Here is a 15,808-nt window from a genome sequence, read left to right as displayed (position 1 = left end):
ACTGCTTCTCTCAGAGGTCAGACGGCCTGGGGCGGCGTGGGGGCGAGGACGGCGAGGACGCGCAGGAGAGGGCGGCCGGTGGTGAGCAGCGAGTCGGCGATGCCGGCGAGCCGGGCCTTGGTGCGCTCGCCGGCCAGCGTCGGCTGCTCCCACGCACCGAGGCGGAGCCGGTAGTTCTCGATCGGTTCGCGCAGCGGCTCGTCCCAGGCCTCCCGGTGGTGTTCCAGGAACGCCTCCGCACTCTCCAGTGCGGCGGGGATGCCGTCCTGCAGACGGTCGACGGGCCAGTGCTTCAGCGGGTTCGCCATGGTGGGGCCGACGCCGGAGCGGCGGAGTATCGCCACCATGTCGTCGTCGACGGCGCCGTCCCGCGTGACCGCCATCCACTTGACCACCGTCGGCCGGCCGAGGGCATTGGAGTAGACGCCCTGGATCAGGTACGTGGGTTCGGCGACGTCCGCGCTGACCACCAGGGCCTCCTGGCGCCCGAGGCGCACCAGCACCTTGTCGGTGAGCCACTCCACCACCGGGTGGAGGTCGGTGAGCAGCGAGATCTCCGGCCAGCTGGAGGTGGAGGATTCGCGGGCCCGCTGGAGGGAGTGTTCGGCGAGGCGGCGGTTGAGGGTGACGAGCAGGCGTTCGCGCAGCCGTTGCTCGCGGACGTAGTCGAGCGGGAGTGCCTTGAGCCGGTGGACGAGGTCGGCCGGCGGGCGGAAGGAGATCAGGCCGGAGGTCTCGTCGCGGTCCATCTCCAGAGTGCTCTGGGCGTCCGGGAAGACCTCGCGCAGGGCCTCGTCCAGGAACTCCCGGGTGGAGGCGAACAGGCGCGGGACGTCGGCGCGCGGCACGGAGGTTTCCTCGCCGGTGGGCTCCTCACCGACCGAGCCGAAGAAGTCGGCGAGGAAGTCGTCCATGCCGTCGGCCTCGTCGGCTTGCGGGCGGTGCGCCTCCAGGGATTCCTCCACCGTGCGGCCGCGTAGCAGGTCCTGGATGAGCGACTTCTCCTCGGCCTCCGCGCGGTAGAGGCCGGTGACCGCCTCCGCGGTGCCGAGCTTCTGGTGGGCCTCGCGCTCCCGGTCGAGCAGGCGCTCGGCGACGAGCGTGTCGTCCTTGGCGCCCTCGACCTCGCTGGTGAGGATCAGCGCGCGGAACTCGGGGGAGCGGGCCTGGCCGTAGCGGTCGATGCGCCCGTTGCGCTGCTCGATGCGGATCAGCGACCAGGGCACGTCGTAGTGCACCAGCTGGCTGCACTGGCGGTGGAGGTTGACGCCTTCGGACGCGACGTCGCCGGTGAGCAGCACGCGTACGGGGGTGTCGGCGAGGCCGAAGTCCTCGACGCACTGCATCTGCTGCTCGTCGGTGAGACCGCCGTGCATGATGCGGACGGCGCCCTCGGCTGCCCGGCCCTTGAAGCCGAGCGCGGCGGGGAGGACGCGGTGCAGCCATTCCAGGGTCTGTACGCGCTCGGAGAAGACGACGACGCGGGTGTCGGAGCCGGGCTTCACACCGATCGCCCGCAGCTCGGAGACGAGCGCGTTGAACTTCGCCGAGTCGGTGTCGGACATCGAAGCCGTGAGGTCGCGCAGCCGGAGCAGGGCCTCCCGCTCGGCGGCCACCGAGGACTGGCTCTCCTTCTTCTCAAGGGTCTTGATCCGTGTCTCGACCGTCGCCCTGAGAGCCGCGGGCGAGGACAGGAAGGACTTGAGCAGGGTGTAGGGGAAGAGCGGTACGTCGCTGACCGACTTCCGGCCGTCGGACGGCAGCCAGACCTCGGCCAGCTCCTCGAAGACCTTCTCCTCGGCCGGCGTGGCTGCGCAGCGGACCGATCGGGAGGCGCCGCGGTCGGCCCACTGACCCTTCATCTGCTCGCGCACTTCTTGGCTGATCTTGGTGCGACGGATGAAGAGGTGTTCGATGTCCTCGGCCCGGTAGTTCTCCGGGTCTCGGATGGCCGCCGGGTCCAGCAGACCGATGAGCTCGGCGAAGGACTTCGCGTCGCCGTTGTGCGGGGTGGCGGAGGCGAGGAGCAGGGCGTCCGTGCGCGGGGCCAGGATCTGGGCGAGCTGGTTGCGCAGCGAGCCGCGGTTGATCAGGTTGTGCGATTCGTCGATGACGACCGCGTCCCAGCTGATCCGTTCCAGGTGGTGCTTGTACTGGTCGGTGTTCTTCAGGGTGTCGATCGAGACGATCACGCGCTTGAAATAGGTGAAGGGGTTACGGCCGGCGGGGATCTCGCGCTGGATCCGCTCGATGCCCACCGAGTCCAGCCGGATCAGCGGGATTGCGAAGCGCGTCCACAGCTCGTGCTGGAACTGCTCCAGCACGTGCTGCGGGGTGACGACCAGGATGCGGTCCCCCCGGCCACGCCGGATCAGCTCGGCGAGGGTGAGCCCGATCTCCAGGGTCTTGCCGAGGCCAACCACGTCGGCGATCAGCATCCGGGGCCGCAGGTTGCGCCCGGACAGCGCGAGCTCGGCCGGGCGCTGCTGATAGGGGAGGGGGTCCAGCAGGAAGGAGTCGGCGAGGGCGAGGCCGCGCTCGGACTGGGGCAGGGCGGTCCGTCGCAGCACGGCCTCCAGGAAGAGGCGGGAGCGGCGGAAGTTCGGCGAGTCGTCGGCGACGAGCTTCGTCTGCCGGGGGTCGACCAGCTCGATCCGGTCCAGGGCGGTGAAGAAGACCGCCTCCTGGTCGCGGACGAAGTCCGAGACGCCGACCACTTCGACCCGGGCGCCGTCGTGCTCGGTGAGCGAGCTGTTGCGTACGAGCCACACTTCGTCCCGAACGAAGACCTGCGCGCCCGCCGGATACGGGTCCTCCGCGGTCCCGGTCGGTTCGGCGCTGCTCAGCTCGGGGGTCACCCGCGGCCTCCTGTGTTCATCGTGCTGTGTGATGGTGCCGGCCGTCCTCGCAGGACAGCGCACCAGGTGAAGAGCTTACGGCGAGTGCGAGGAGGGGGTGGGGCTCCGCTCAGAACGGAGCCTTGGCTGCGTAGACCTCGCGCAGCTGCTGGGCCGTGCGGCGGGCCTGCAGGGATCGCCGGCGTGTGCGAGGCGCTGATGCCGAGGGCGGTGCCGATGCCGGCCCAGGCGTGTCGGCGGGTGCGGCCGCTGCCGCCGGGGCGTCTTTGAGCGTCGGTGTGTAGCCGGGACCTTCGTCGGGTGTGGGGCCAGGCAGCGAGACGACCACCGGTGCGGGAGGGGACGGGGCCTGCACCGTGGGTGCGTCGACCGGGGCCGGTGGCAGCAGCTTCACGGTCGGGGCCGTTACATCGAGCCCGGGAGCCGGTTTCGCCGTGGTCAGGGCTGTCAGCCGTCGGCGGGCCTGGGCGACCTTGAGTCCCTGAGCCTCGATGACGGCGCGGAACTCCTTGACCACGGACGGCAGGGACGGCCGATTCTTGGCCTCGTGGGCCAGCATCGAGGCCAGGATCGGTGACAGCTCGGTCGGGACGCCGGTCAGGTCCGGTGGCGTGTCCGGATCGGTGACCATGTGGAAGAGCACATTGATGTTGGCCGCCTGGTACGGGTACCGGCCGGTCAGCGCGAAGAGGAGGACCGCGCCCAGTGCGTACGCGTCGACCGCCTCCGTGAGCGGCTTCACGCCGTTGGCCTGCTCCGGAGCCATGCACATGGGTGTGCCGACGACCGTATTCGGGGCGGTGAGGGAGGAGCTCGACTCGGCGAACACCGCGAGGCCGAAGTCGATGATCTTGGGCCCGTTGGGCCCCAGCAGGACGTTCGCCGGCTTGAGGTCCCGGTGCAGCAGTCCTTGCTTGTGCACCAGGGCGAGGGCCTCGGCGAGGGTCGCGCCGAGCGAGGCCGCCAGGACGGCGGGGAGCGGGCCGTAGGCGTCGACGTGCCTTCGGAGATCGGCGCCCTCCACGTACTCCGTGGCCAGCCACGGCGGTTCCGCCTCGGGGTCCGCGTCGAGGAAGGCCGCGACCCGGTTTCCCCAGACGGTCTTGAGTACCTCGATCTCCTGGGCGAAGCGCAGCCGGGTCTCCGAATCGACCAGGGACGGCTTGATCACCTTGACCGCGGCCTGCTCCCCTCCGGGGGACTCGCCGAGGTAGACCTGACCCATGCCCCCCTGGCCGATCCGGGCAAGGAGTTCGAAGCCACCGATCTCGGGCGGGTCCTCGGGACTCAGGGGACTAGTCGTGTGCACGCCCATCCTCGTCATGGTGCTGATCGGAGACATACTGTGGCCACCGTAGTAGACGTTGTCCGGTCAAGCGGGTGGATCGGGAGACATGGTCCGGAGGCCGACGGCGCTGGTTTGCTGACCACGCCTGCCGGGTGGGATCCGTGCGGACGCGCCGACGGCTGGTCGTAGGTTCCGGGCGATCGCGGCTATTTCGGCCAGGAGTCCCGCGGGCGGCTGCTCCAGATCCAAGGCGTGCTGGTGGATCGTCACTCCTGCGTGGCGAACCCGGTGCGAGGCGCGTTGCGCGCGGCCCTTCGCGTACACGAGGTGGCCCTCGGTGAGTCCCAGCGTGGTGCAGTAGGCGAGCATCTGATAGAGGTCGGCGTCCGGATAGCCGGCAGGTTTCTCGGCCTTGTACTTGGCGTCGGCGACGCCACGGGGTGTTCCGTCGGGGCCGTAGTGGACGAAGTCGGGCCTCATCCGGATGGCGCCGAGATCATCGAGGTGATGGTGCGGCTGGAGACGGCAGTAGCCATCGCTGTCGCGCAGGGCCTCCCGCAGGGCGACAGTGGTGAAGTCCTCGAACAGCTTGTTCATGTCGAACAGGAAGCCGCTGGTACGGACATCGCCCGTGCGGTGGTCCACCGATCCGCCTCGCAGGATGGCAGTGGCGAGGTGCAACGCCGGTTGGTAGTGGGCATTGAGTCGTGACGGTTTCCAGCCAGGCAAGGTCCGGCCGGGCACCAGACGGGTCGCATCCGTCAACCGAGCCTGCTGGTGCAACAGTCGGCTGCGGACGGCCGGGGCGACCCCGGGCAGCCGCAGCAGGCGCTCGGTGGCGGCGCGGAGCAAGCGGTTCTCGGCCGTGTCAACGGTGAACTCGTCGTACGTGATCTCCAGTGGGAGCATCGTGCCGTGGCGGCGGCGGATCTGGTCGCCCTCGCGGATGCGGCCCCGCACGACCAGGCTGCTCTCGTCCGTAGCGCGGTAGCCCTTGAGCGGTCCTGTGCGGAGGGCGACGCGGAGGAGACGCTCGAACGCGTGGGCGACGGCAGGGAGCAGTTCCATCTCCTCAGCCAGCTCCACCAGGTCGTCCTTCCAACCCCTGGGGTCGAGGGCATAGCCGAGCAGGAAGAAGAGCCGCGCGATCCTCAGCTTGGGGATGATGCGCAGGAGTGTCGGCGCGCCGCCCGGCACGGATACCGTCACCGCGCCGACCTTGCTGCCCGCCTTCAGCAGCCAGTGGCCGGGACGTTCGGGATCGGGTGTCGCCGTGATGATCCGGGAGGCGGCAAGCGCCCGGCCTGTGGCGGTGTCGACCGGAAGGGACACCGGGCGGGCGTGTTCGACGAGTTCGATGGTGGTCATGCGCTGGAGGTGCCCAGGCGGTGACGTAGCGCCGTGCGGAGGGCGTCGAGGCCGTAGCGGGCTTCGACGTCCATGCCCTCGCCGTAGTGGTGTTCCTCCAGCAGGGGAAGGATCTTGGTGCGCCAGGTACGTTCGAGTCCACCCTCTCGGTAGACGCCCTCCTTCATCAGATACGAGGGACCGACCTGGAAGTCCGGATCGTCGACCCGTGCGTTGAGGGCCTCCAGGAGTTCGGCCGGCTCATCGTCCTTCTCGACCGCCCTGAGCCATCGCCGCAGCAGCCCACGGGTGGGTTCGACCCGGGGCGACAGTTCGACGAAGGCGAAGCGCCGGCGCATGGCGGCGTCCACCAGGGCGATGGATCGGTCGGCAGTGTTCATGGTGCCGATCACGAACAGGTTGGGCGGCAACGAGAAGTCATCGCCGGAGTAGGTCAGGCGCACAGTCCTGCGCCGGTACTCCAGGAGGAAGTACAGCTCGCCGAACACCTTGGCGAGGTTGGCTCGGTTCATCTCGTCGATGACGAGGAAGTACGGCACGTGCTGGTTGCCCTCACGGGAGGCGAGGTCGGCCAGCTCGCGCAACGGGCCGGGCGTCAGACGGAATGCGACCTCCCGGGAGTCAGGGTCCTCCTGAGGACGGAAGCCCTCGAAGAAGTCCTCGTAGGTGTAACTGGGGTGGAACTGGACGAGCTTGACCCGTTCGGGGCCGCCGCTCAGGAATTCGGCGAGCTCCAGGGCGAGGTGGGTCTTCCCTGTGCCAGGAGGGCCGTACAGGACCAGTTGGTGCTCGTCGCAGAGGAGGTCACGGATCTCCTGGAGCCACGTCAGGTCGTGCACATGCAGCTTGTCCGCGAGACCCTGGTCGGGCCGGGGGAGTTCAGCCCCGCGGCGCGCGGTGATGGTGGGCGATCCGGTGCCAGGGCCGCCACCGGTCGCCTCGGCTTCGTCGGCGAACTCCTGGTCGGTCAGGCCCAGACCGGTGATCAGGGCATGGACTGCCGTCAAGTCGACGATGTCGTGCGGTGAGGAGAACCTCTGCCGAAGCTCGTCGGGAAGCTCGTCGTACGGGAATCCACCGGGGCGCCACTCGACGGGACGGCGGAGGTTGGAACGCCCGTCCTCGGAGACCACCTGCTCGGCCGAACCGGTGACCTTCGCGCGATAGAGCTGCCCGCCGGAGACCGTGCAGATCGTGTCACCCGGCTTCATCCGGGAGAGGAACGCATGGCAGTCCTCGACGATCTGGTCGCGGTGCACATACGTCGCCGTGGAGCCGTAGTCCTCGTCCACGAAGGAGCGGAGCCGGTCCTTGCTCATGCCCTGTTCGGCTCTTGGCCGCAGCTGGGTGGCAGGCAAACTGACCAGCGCTTCCGGCAACCAGAGATGCTGCACGAGATCCATCCCGGCAACGTCGGAGCCGCGCACCAGCCAGGCTCGGTTGGGGCCCCACCACACCTGCTCCATGAAGTCGGACAAGCGGCGGCCGTCGGCGGTCTTCCACACCTCCCAGCCGTTGACACTGCTGCCGGTCAGGATGGAGCCGGCGGCGGACGGAGAGGTGCACTCGACGTCCGCGAAGACTTCCAGCCAGCCGGGCCACTGATCGGACGGCCGGATCGTCCCGTCCTCGATCAGCTGCTGCCGGAGCCGGTAGGGCGCTGTCGTTCCCAGTGCGAACGACGGCACGACCTCGGAGCGCACCGGAGATCCCGCCCTGATCACGAACTTCTGGACCGCGCTGACCTTTTCGGCCAGCAGGCGGCCGTGCGCGACCGGGCCGCCGTTCGGCAGGCGCAGTTGGAACGCTGGATAGTTCTCGGACACGCTGCTTCCCGCCCCCTGATGAACTGATATCGCTGAGGATCGTATCCGTACGGTGTGACAGGGATGGCCGACGAGCTGAACCGCAGAGGCGTTGGTTGGCACGTCGGGCGGGACAGGTCCATGATCGCTCCTGGACGAGCGGGCGTGCTGGGGGAAGGGAAGAGCGATGGGTTCGAAGCAGTCGAAGGATGTTGCGCAGGAGGATGGCTGGCTGTTCGCGGCGTTGATGCCGAGGAGGGAGTTCGTCCGGGCTGCGGGTCGGTTCGATGGAGACGCAACGGCCATGCTGCGGCAGTCGGTGCAGGCGGCGGGAAGGGCGTTCGACGAACTCGGTGTTTGCCACGAAGTACTCGATCGGGCAGCGGAGGAGGGTAGGTCGGTCGCCAAAGAACTGGGCCGTTGCCTGGTTGCCGAGTACGAACGCGACGTTCCCAGGCTGATCGGGAGGTTGCACGACCTCGCCGACCGGGTCCGGCGGTCTGAGGAGAACCGGGTTGTGGTCAGCCGGATCCTGGGCCAGGCAGAGCAGCCGGCACCGTCGGCCGTGGCGGTGCCGCACTTGGCAGAAGAGCAGCTTCCGCGAGTGCCGACGCTCTACGAAGAGGAGGACGGGGAACACTACGGTGATCTCGAAAGGATGCTGGCAGCCAGGGCAGAGAAGCTTCCAGAGCGGGCGCACGCCGAGCGGGTCGGGAGGGTCGCTCGACACCTGACGACAGTGGTCGACCTGATGGTGGAACAAGGCTTCGTGGATGGCGTGTTTACTGCCGCTGTGCTGGAGGAAGCCTCTTCTGCCTGTGGTTTGTGGTTGCGTTGCCTCGCCGAACGGCGTCGAGACCTTCAATAGCCTTCTTGCCCTGGGCCGAGGTCGGCATTGCCGGTCCGCGACCCGGTGGCCAAAGCCGCAAATGTCATTGGTTCTGTCGCCCGAACCGTCCGACGCTGACCTTTTGCTGACCCCCGATGGTCGACCAAGCCTCTGACCTGGGAAGAACCGTGAAACGCGTGGTATGTGGTGGAACTTCATCGGCCGATCCGGTGACGAGATCGTGCAGGCGCGAACCGACTGGGAGAGGGGTTCCCGGTTCGGCGGCGTGCAGGGCGCCGGCGGTGTGGTGGACGTCGGTGGGATAGGGGTACGCGTCGATGCGGGTGGTGCGTGCGTTGAGTCGGCGGATCTCGTCGGCGGCGGCCACCGCGATCTGCTGAGGGGTGCGATCGGTTGTCATCGCCGGCCTTCCTTCGGCGGATGTGCGCGGGGTTCGAGGTCAGGCGTGTGCCGCGACCGGGCCCGGCACGCGCCGGCGACCGGTCCTGCCGGGTGGGGCCGGTGGAGCGGCGGGGGCCTCGGGCGCGGGCGCCTGGTGGGTGGCGGTGGGGGTGGCGCGGCGAATCGCGGTCCGCAGGTCGGCCGCGGTCTGCGGGGCCCGGGTGGTGTGGGCGGCGATGCGGGCGTAGGGCGCGGGAGGGCGCAGGTCGATGCCGACCGCGCTCGCGCCGAACGGGCGAAGGGCGACGAGGTCGCGTCCGCGGGAGTGGCGCCAGATGCCGGCGCACAGCCGGCCGGGGATGAGCAGGCCCCGCTCCCGGGTGCCGCGCAGAAGCCGCCACGGCTGCCGGGTCGCCGTCACGCTCTCCACCGCCGCCAGCGGGATGCGTATCCGGCCGGTGCCGGCGGCGAGGCGCTCCCACCATGCGAGGTCGACGACCAGGTCCTGGCCGTCGACGGTCAGGACGGCCATCGCCTCACACCCCCTCGGCAGGTGAGCGGTCGGGCCCGCCGGTTCGCGGCGGCTGGGGGTGGGCGTGAGCCCCGAGCCGTGGCGCGCCGTGGCGTCCGGGCCGGTGGCTCACGCTGTCGGTGACGTGCCGGCGCAGCGTTGCCGGGGTGCCGGGCGGGATCGCGGTGGGGCGGTGGGCGGCGATGCGGCCCGCCCGGCAGCGCCCGCACCCGGGGCGGGTCATGGCGGCGGACGGGGCGCCGGGGGAGGCGGGGGCGGTGTCGTCCCGGGAGAAGTACTCCCTCGTCGTCCCGTCGTCGTGGTACTGCCGGACGTCGTAGTCGATGCTCCGCAGGTGCCGGCAGTGCCCGCGGGTGAATTCCACGCATTCCAGGGCCAGTTCCGTGATCATCTGCCATTACCTCATCGGCGGGCTCGGTCGGGGGCGGTGCCGCCGGGCTCCCTGCGAAAGCGCCGCGGCCCCCAGTAGTCCGTATACCTCGCCGCAGTGGTTCGCGACAACCGCCGTCAGGGCCTGCTGCGGCGGTTGTGTGCGGCGGGCGGGGCGGGGCTCTCGCGCATGGCGTCACTCCTTTGGTGACTCGCATATTTGTCATCGGATGGATGACATGCTAGAACGGATTCAGGTGAAGCGCACTGGCCCCCTTTGATCCCTACTGGAGGTGTTTCGCGATGCTGATGCGCACCGACCCGTTCCGCGAGCTGGACCGCGTGGCCCAGCAGTTCCTCAGCACGACCGGTACGTGGTCCCGCCCCACCCCGATGCCGCTGGACGCGTACCGCACCGGCGACGAGTACGTCATCTGCTTCGATCTGCCCGGGGTGGACCCGCAGGCGATCGACATCGACGTCGAGCGGAACATGCTGACCGTCAAGGCCGAACGACGTCCTCGCCGCGAGGGCGAGGACGTCAAGTGGGAGCTGTCCGAGCGCCCGCTCGGCGTGTTCTCCCGCCAGGTCATGCTGTCCGACACCCTGGATCCCGAGGGGATCAGCGCCGACTACGATTCCGGCGTGCTGACCCTGAAGATCCCGGTCGCGGAGAAGGCCAAGCCCCGCAAGATCGCGATCAGCCACGGCGGCGACCGCAAGCAGATCCAGGCCTGACCCCTCACCCCTCCCCGGAAGCGGGGCTGTCCCGCGCGGCTTCCCCCCGGCCGCGCGGGACAGCCCACCCCCGTTCAGCGCCGAGCCCCGCAGCACGCGCAAGCCCAGGTCGAGACCGCCGCGACGGGCCAGCGGCTGCCCGCCGGACACCCCGTACGCCGCACCAGCCGGCCCCGTGACCCGGAAAGGCCCTGATCCGTCATGACGTGGCACCACCTCGTGCAGCAGGTCCGCGACCTCGGCCGCTACGACACCGACCAGAAGGCGGAGCGCGTCCTGGACGCGGTCCTCACCGTCCTCGGCTCCCAGCTCAGCGGCGACGAACGCTGCGACCTCGCCGCCGCCCTCCCCGACCGTGCCCGCGCCGTCCTCGCCGCACAGATCCCCCTGACCCACCCGGTCGCCGCCCCCGCCTTCGTCGAGGCCGTCGCCCGCCTGCTCACCACCACCCTCGCCGCCGCCCGCTGGGACAGCTCCACCGTCCTCACCGTCCTGTCCGACCTCGTCGGGGAGCAGCTCACCGGCCGCCTCCTCGCCTCCCTGCCCCGCAGCTACGCGCTGCTGTTCGGCCGCGCCGACCTCGCCGCCGCCTGATGGATCTGCCGCCCGGCCCACGCCCCCGAGTCGCGCGTCATCCTGTGCCTGGCCGGCCGTAGGGGCAGCCGGCGGTGACCGATGAGGGGCCAGGCTCGTTGGACCGTGGACCTGCTCGGCCGCAGCCAGAAGGCCGGTGCACGGACGTACCCCCCGTACTGCCGAGCGTCCGCCCTACGGCCGTCCTCCCCAGGCGTCTGCGGGCGTGACCTCGCAGGGCGGCCGGGTGGCCGGGCGGTTCACGGGCGCCGGCCGGGCTGCGGGCGGCCGAACAGGAGGTCGTAGCCGGGCGGCAGTTGGAGCAGGACGCGGCCCATGAGGTCCTCGCCGACCGCGTCGGCGACGGTGGACAGGACCGCGCCGACGTCCCACAGGGCGGTGGTCTCGGTGGCGCCCTCGATCCACGCGGCGGTGGCGCGTACGAACCGCTCGGGAGTGAGCGGCTCGGCGGCTTGCAGCGGGTTGAGCAGGACCAGGGCGAGAGTCTCGGGCAGCCGGGCCGCGAGATGGGCCCGCACATCGCCGAGCAGGTGGGCGCCGAGCAGGGCCAGCACGACGCGGGCCGCCCGTTCGGCCTCCTGCGGGGTGCCGTACTCCCCGCGGTCCTGGACGGTCTCGAGGAATGCTTCCCAGCGCAGAGTCATCGCTTTTTCGTCCCTTCGCTCCGCCCGGGTTCGCCGGGCCGGGATTGGCCAGGTCAGGGTTCGACGGGCAGGCGCCGGTGCGGGCCGGTCAGGCGCAGCAGCCGCTTCACCCGCCCACCGGAGACGCGCAGTGTGAGGATGCGGCCCGCCCGCTCCGCCCGGTTGGCGGCGGCGACCAGGGCGCCGAGGCCGGCGGGGTCCACGGAATCGACACGTGACAGGTCGACCACCGCCCGTGGGGCCCGCTCGAGGGCTGCGTCGATGCGCTCGCGCAGCGTCGGACCGGTGGCGATGTCGACATTCCGGCAGTCCCGAAAAACTGCTGGGCGAGGCGGTCCCGTTCAGGGAAGGGATCGGTGCGCATCACCATCACGGAACACCTCCGGTCGCTCCAGACACGTGCTGCCAGTGCTCCTGACCTCTCCACCGTTGTAGCAGGTCGTCGTAACGACGACAAGCGGCAGGTCGTCGAGAAGGTGACTGATGGATTCGCGGCGCTGACGACCACGTCCGCGGCGAGCGCCGTGCGTAGCGCCGGCAGCCCCGTCCGGATCGGTGACGTGCGTGAACAGGCCGATCAAGCGCCTGACACAGCCGTCATCGGCGGCACGCACCGCCCCGACGATCTCGAGCTTCAGCTGGCGGTGACCCACCGGGCGGTGCGTGTGTGCAGAGGAGAGACGACGGCGGCGTAGCAGTGGCCGGGCAGGTCGGCCACCCAGTCGAAGGTGTCGAGGGTGACGCCGTGCTGGGCGGCGGCGCGGAGCATGTCGGTCAGCAGGGCGGTCGCGGCGGCCTTCTGTTCCTCGGTGCCGGGGGTGGTACGGCGCTGGGCGGCTTCATCGATGCGCTCGGTCAGGTCGCGGTGCCTGACGACGGCGCGGTAGCACGTGCTGGGCAGGTCGGTGACCCAGTCGAAGGTGTCGAGGGTGAGGCCGTGCTTCGCTGCGGCCTGGAGGATGTCCGCGAGCAGGGCGGTCGCGGCGACCTTGTCCTGCTCGGTGCCCTGGTCCGGGCGGCGCTCGGCGACGGCGTTGACGCGCTCGGACAGGTCGCGGTGCCTGGCCACGGCGCGGTAGCACGTGCTGGGCAGGTCGGTGACCCAGTCGAAGGTGTCGAGGGTGAGGCCGTGCTGGGCGGCGGCGCGGAGCATGTCGGCGAGCAGGGCGGTCGCGGCGGCCCTGTCCTGCTCGGTGCCCTGGTCCGGGCGGCGCTCGGCGACGGCGTTGACGCGCTCGGACAGGGTGCGGTTCCTGCGGTCGGTGTACTCGTACACGCTTCGGTTTCCTTGATCGGTCGGAGAGGCGTCGACCGGGGCCGGCTTCCGTTTCCGACTGCCGGCGTGGGTGACCGCGGCGGTACCGGAGGGGGGTGGATGCCGGGCCCGGCGCGGCCCAGGCGTTCCGCCGGGGCCGGGTACGGCTCGTGGACCTGGCCCCGGCGGTGCGTGTTGGCTGGGCGGAGGTGGCGCCGAGCGGTGCGGGGTGCGGCCGGGCCGGCTGGGACGCCGGGCGGGCCGCACCCCGGCGCGGGCTACAGGGTGTTGGCGAGGCGGTCGGTCAGGAGGCGGGTGAAGCGGGCCGGGTCGGGCAGGTCGCCGCCCTCGGCGAGCAGGGCACTGCCGTAGACGAGTTCGGCGGTGTCCGCGAGTACCGGGCCCGTGGCGTCCCTCTCGTGCGCCTGACGCAGGGCGGTGATGAGGGGGTGAGCGGGGTTGAGTTCGAGGATGCGCTTGACCTGGGGGAGTTCCTGGCCCATCGCCCGGTACATCTTCTCCAGGGTGGGAGTCAGGTCGTGGGCATCGCCGACCAGGCACGCCGCGGAGGTGGTGAGCCGGGTGGAGAGGCGGACCTGCTTGACGTGCTCGGCCAGGACGGTCTGGAGCCAGGAGATCAGGGCGGCGAAGTCCTGTTCGCGCTGGGCCTTCTCGGCCTTCGCCTCGTCACTGCCGTCACCGTCACCGTCGGCGTCGTCGTCGAGGTCGACCTGGCCCTTGGCGATGGACTGGAAGCGGTGGCCGTCGAAGGCGGGGATCTGGTCGATCCAGACCTCGTCGACGGGGTCGGTGAGGATCAGGACCTCGTAGCCCTTGGCGGTGAAGGCCTCCATGTGCGGGGAGTTCTCCACCGTCGCGCGGTTCTCGCCGGTCAGGTAGTAGATGGTGTCCTGGCCGTCCTTCATCCGCGCGATGTACTCGCGCAGCGTGGTCTGCTTCTCCGCATCGTGGGTGGAGGTGGCGCTGACCAGCTCGAGCAGTGCGTCGGTGTTGTCGCGGTCCTCGACCAGGCCTTCCTTGAGGACACGGCCGAACTGCTCCCACAGCTTGAGGTAGGCCTCGGTGTTCGTGGCCTGCATGTTCTTGAGGGCGGCGAGGACCTTCTTGACGAGGCGCCGACGCACGGCGGTGATCTGGCGGTCGTGCTGCAGGATCTCCCGGGAGACGTTCAGCGACAGGTCGTGGGCGTCGACGACGCCCTTGACGAACCGCAGGTAGTTCGGCATCAGCGCGTCGCAGTCGTCCATGATGAAGACGCGCTTGACGTACAGCTGCACGCCCCGCCTGGTGTCGCGGGAGAACAGGTCGAACGGGGCGTGGGTGGGGATGAACAGCAGCGCCTCGTACTCGAAGGTGCCCTCCGCGCGCATGTGGATGGTCTCGGCCGGGGCCTGCCAGTCGTGGCTGATCTGCTGGTAGAACTCGTTGTACTCGGCCTCGCTCACCTCGCTTCGCGGGCGGGCCCACAGCGCCTTCATCGAGTTCAGCGTCTCCGACTCGCGCGCGGCCCCGTCCCCGGCGGCGGACTCGATGCCGTCCTCGGTGGCGGACTGGGTGGCGGACTTGGTGTCGGCGGGTTCGGTGGCCATGCGAATGGGCCAGCGGATGAAGTCCGAGTACTGCTTGACGATCTGCCGGATCTTCCACGCGGCCAGGTAGTCGCCGAGCCCGTCCTCACCGTCCTCCGGCTTGAGGTGCAGCGTGACCGACGTACCCACCGGCAGACCCTCGGCCTCCGCGATCGTGTACGTGCCCTCACCGTCGGACTCCCACACGGTGCCCTGCTCGGTGCCGGCCCGGCGCGTGTGGAGGGTGACCTTGTCGGCGACCATGAACGCCGAGTAGAAGCCGACGCCGAACTGCCCGATCAGGCTCTGCGCCGCCTCCGCGTCCTTGGCTTCCTTGATCTTGGCCAGCAGGCCGGCGGTGCCGGACTTGGCGATGGTGCCGATCAGGTCGACGACGTCCTCGCGGGTCATGCCGATGCCGTTGTCCCGCACCGTCAGGGTGCGGGCCTGCTTGTCGACGTCCAGCGTGATGTGCGGGTCGGAGGTGTCGACGTCGAGGTCGGTGTCGGTGAGGGACTCCAGGCGGAGCTTGTCGAGGGCGTCGGAGGCGTTGGAGATCAGCTCGCGCAAGAAGATGTCCTTGTTCGAGTAGATCGAGTGGATCACCAGCTGCAGCAGCTGGCGGGTCTCGGCCTGGAACTCCAGCGTCTGGGTCGGGCTGGCCACGAGAGGTGTCTCCTTCGAGCGGTGGAAAGGGTTCGGTCGGGTCGCCCGGCATGCGATCGTCGCCGGGGTGGTCACGGTCCGGCTGGGGGCGTGCGGCGGTGCCGGTCACTGTCGGCGCGCAGCTGGTCGGTTTGGGCGGTGACCTGATCGAGGCGGTCGGCGAGCTTCGGGTGGCCTGCCTCCAGGAGGGGCCGGGTTTCGGCGAGCGGGGCGAGCAGGCGGGCGGCGTCGTGGTGGCCGAGCGCGTCGAGGAGGCGTTCCATGGCGGGGGCCGCTTGGGTGCTGAGGTCGTCCAGGGCACCGATCTGACCGGCGAGGCGGCGCAGGTCGGCGGCGTTGTCACGGGCCCAGGTGGTCACCGCGCGGTCGGCGGCGCGCTGAGCCCGCGTGGCCTGGACACGCTGCTCGCCGGTGCTGCCCGCCCCGGTGCCGGCGTCAGCGTTGGGACGCAGGCGCAGGTAGCGGCGCTCGGCTGCCTGGCGGCTCTGGACGCCCAGCGGTTCGGCGAGATCGGCCCAGGTGGCTCCCGCATCGCGGGCGGTCTCGATCAGGCCGCTCTCCCAGCCGACGAGTTCCTCACGAAGGTGGCGCAGCATCAAGAGCGCGGCCAGGGCCTGGCCCGGGTCGTTCTGGCCTGCGTGGTCCGGAGGGGCGTGGCGGGCGGTGCGGGCGGCGGCGTCCATCATGCCCAGCGCGGCGGCGGCGGCCAGGAACGAGGCCGGCCCCACCCCGGCCGCGCCGGTGTCCTGCACATCCATGTCGTCATTCTTTCGCTGACCATGCCGTTGTCATCGGATGGATGACATATTACAACGGCTGGTGTCGCGCCGCACCGGTGCGAACCACCCGAAGACCTCACGGCCCGTCGGGT

General features: G+C 70.3%; 15 protein-coding genes and 1 pseudogene. 5 read left to right on the top strand and 11 right to left on the bottom strand.

Annotated features, from left to right (window positions below):
* Positions 1 to 17: 17 nt before the first annotated feature.
* The 4 genes from ACIBEC_RS03740 to ACIBEC_RS03725 all read right to left on the bottom strand — a co-directional run bounded on the left by ACIBEC_RS03740 (position 18) and on the right by ACIBEC_RS03725 (position 7,340).
* Positions 18 to 2,858, bottom strand: coding sequence for a DEAD/DEAH box helicase (locus tag ACIBEC_RS03740; protein ID WP_360492236.1), 2,841 nt, complete (start codon positions 2,856 to 2,858; stop codon positions 18 to 20).
* Between the two features lie 109 nt (positions 2,859 to 2,967).
* The gene (locus ACIBEC_RS03735) at positions 2,968 to 4,173 is read right to left on the bottom strand and encodes a serine/threonine-protein kinase (protein WP_360492233.1); all 1,206 of its coding nucleotides are present in this window, start codon (positions 4,171 to 4,173) and stop codon (positions 2,968 to 2,970) included.
* Positions 4,174 to 4,230: 57 nt separating this feature from the next.
* Positions 4,231 to 5,514, bottom strand: a complete 1,284-nt coding sequence (locus tag ACIBEC_RS03730) for a restriction endonuclease (protein WP_360492230.1) — start codon at positions 5,512 to 5,514, stop codon at positions 4,231 to 4,233.
* Positions 5,511 to 7,340: a DUF4357 domain-containing protein gene (locus tag ACIBEC_RS03725; RefSeq protein ID WP_360492227.1), complete on the bottom strand. Its 1,830-nt coding sequence runs from the start codon at positions 7,338 to 7,340 to the stop codon at positions 5,511 to 5,513. The genes ACIBEC_RS03730 and ACIBEC_RS03725 overlap by 4 nt, the downstream gene beginning before the upstream one ends.
* Positions 7,341 to 7,506: 166 nt before the next feature.
* Between ACIBEC_RS03725 and ACIBEC_RS03720 the strand changes: the two genes are divergently transcribed.
* The gene (locus ACIBEC_RS03720) at positions 7,507 to 8,187 is read left to right on the top strand and encodes a hypothetical protein (protein ID WP_360492224.1); all 681 of its coding nucleotides are present in this window, start codon (positions 7,507 to 7,509) and stop codon (positions 8,185 to 8,187) included.
* A 163-nt stretch (positions 8,188 to 8,350) separates the two neighbouring features.
* A pseudogene (locus ACIBEC_RS03715) lies at positions 8,351 to 8,452 on the top strand (pirin family protein); the annotation flags it as partial.
* Between the two features lie 156 nt (positions 8,453 to 8,608).
* Here the strand turns inward: ACIBEC_RS03715 and ACIBEC_RS03710 are convergent.
* Both ACIBEC_RS03710 and ACIBEC_RS03705 read right to left on the bottom strand, forming a co-directional pair.
* Positions 8,609 to 9,082, bottom strand: coding sequence for a hypothetical protein (locus ACIBEC_RS03710; protein ID WP_360492341.1), 474 nt, complete (start codon positions 9,080 to 9,082; stop codon positions 8,609 to 8,611).
* A gap of 4 nt (positions 9,083 to 9,086) precedes the next feature.
* Entirely contained in the window at positions 9,087 to 9,473 is a 387-nt protein-coding gene (locus ACIBEC_RS03705) for a hypothetical protein (protein ID WP_360492221.1), read from the bottom strand.
* A gap of 281 nt (positions 9,474 to 9,754) precedes the next feature.
* On the opposite strand from ACIBEC_RS03705, the gene ACIBEC_RS03700 reads away from it, so the two are divergent.
* Both ACIBEC_RS03700 and ACIBEC_RS03695 read left to right on the top strand, forming a co-directional pair.
* Entirely contained in the window at positions 9,755 to 10,189 is a 435-nt protein-coding gene (locus ACIBEC_RS03700; RefSeq protein WP_360492218.1) for an Hsp20/alpha crystallin family protein, read from the top strand.
* A gap of 201 nt (positions 10,190 to 10,390) precedes the next feature.
* Positions 10,391 to 10,783, top strand: a complete 393-nt coding sequence (locus tag ACIBEC_RS03695) for a DUF2267 domain-containing protein (RefSeq protein ID WP_360492215.1) — start codon at positions 10,391 to 10,393, stop codon at positions 10,781 to 10,783.
* Positions 10,784 to 11,022: 239 nt separating this feature from the next.
* Here ACIBEC_RS03695 and ACIBEC_RS03690 read toward each other — a convergent pair whose 3' ends face one another.
* Both ACIBEC_RS03690 and ACIBEC_RS03685 read right to left on the bottom strand, forming a co-directional pair.
* Positions 11,023 to 11,427, bottom strand: a complete 405-nt coding sequence (locus ACIBEC_RS03690) for a DUF2267 domain-containing protein (RefSeq protein WP_360492212.1) — start codon at positions 11,425 to 11,427, stop codon at positions 11,023 to 11,025.
* Positions 11,428 to 11,480: 53 nt separating this feature from the next.
* The gene (locus ACIBEC_RS03685) at positions 11,481 to 11,690 is read right to left on the bottom strand and encodes an STAS domain-containing protein (RefSeq protein ID WP_360492335.1); all 210 of its coding nucleotides are present in this window, start codon (positions 11,688 to 11,690) and stop codon (positions 11,481 to 11,483) included.
* A 93-nt stretch (positions 11,691 to 11,783) separates the two neighbouring features.
* Between ACIBEC_RS03685 and ACIBEC_RS03680 the strand changes: the two genes are divergently transcribed.
* Complete coding sequence (locus ACIBEC_RS03680; protein ID WP_360492209.1) at positions 11,784 to 12,122, top strand: hypothetical protein; 339 nt, start codon at positions 11,784 to 11,786, stop codon at positions 12,120 to 12,122.
* Here the strand turns inward: ACIBEC_RS03680 and ACIBEC_RS03675 are convergent.
* The 3 genes from ACIBEC_RS03675 to ACIBEC_RS03665 all read right to left on the bottom strand — a co-directional run bounded on the left by ACIBEC_RS03675 (position 12,062) and on the right by ACIBEC_RS03665 (position 15,695).
* Positions 12,062 to 12,703 (bottom strand): hypothetical protein, encoded by a 642-nt coding sequence (locus ACIBEC_RS03675; protein ID WP_396287717.1) that lies wholly within the window; start codon positions 12,701 to 12,703, stop codon positions 12,062 to 12,064. The genes ACIBEC_RS03680 and ACIBEC_RS03675 overlap by 61 nt on opposite strands.
* A 257-nt stretch (positions 12,704 to 12,960) precedes the next feature.
* Positions 12,961 to 14,937 carry a molecular chaperone HtpG gene (htpG, locus tag ACIBEC_RS03670; RefSeq protein WP_360492203.1) on the bottom strand — a complete coding sequence of 659 codons (1,977 nt, stop codon included), beginning with the start codon at positions 14,935 to 14,937 and terminating at the stop codon, positions 12,961 to 12,963.
* 71 nt (positions 14,938 to 15,008) lie between these two features.
* Positions 15,009 to 15,695, bottom strand: a complete 687-nt coding sequence (locus tag ACIBEC_RS03665) for a type III effector protein (protein ID WP_360492200.1) — start codon at positions 15,693 to 15,695, stop codon at positions 15,009 to 15,011.
* Positions 15,696 to 15,808: the final 113 nt, after the last annotated feature.

The organism is Kitasatospora sp. NPDC051164 (genome assembly GCF_044455625.1).
In the GTDB taxonomy this organism is placed as follows: Bacteria; Actinomycetota; Actinomycetes; order Streptomycetales; family Streptomycetaceae; genus Kitasatospora.
Note: the sequence above shows the minus strand (reverse complement) of the source record. Positions and strands in the feature narration are given on the sequence as shown.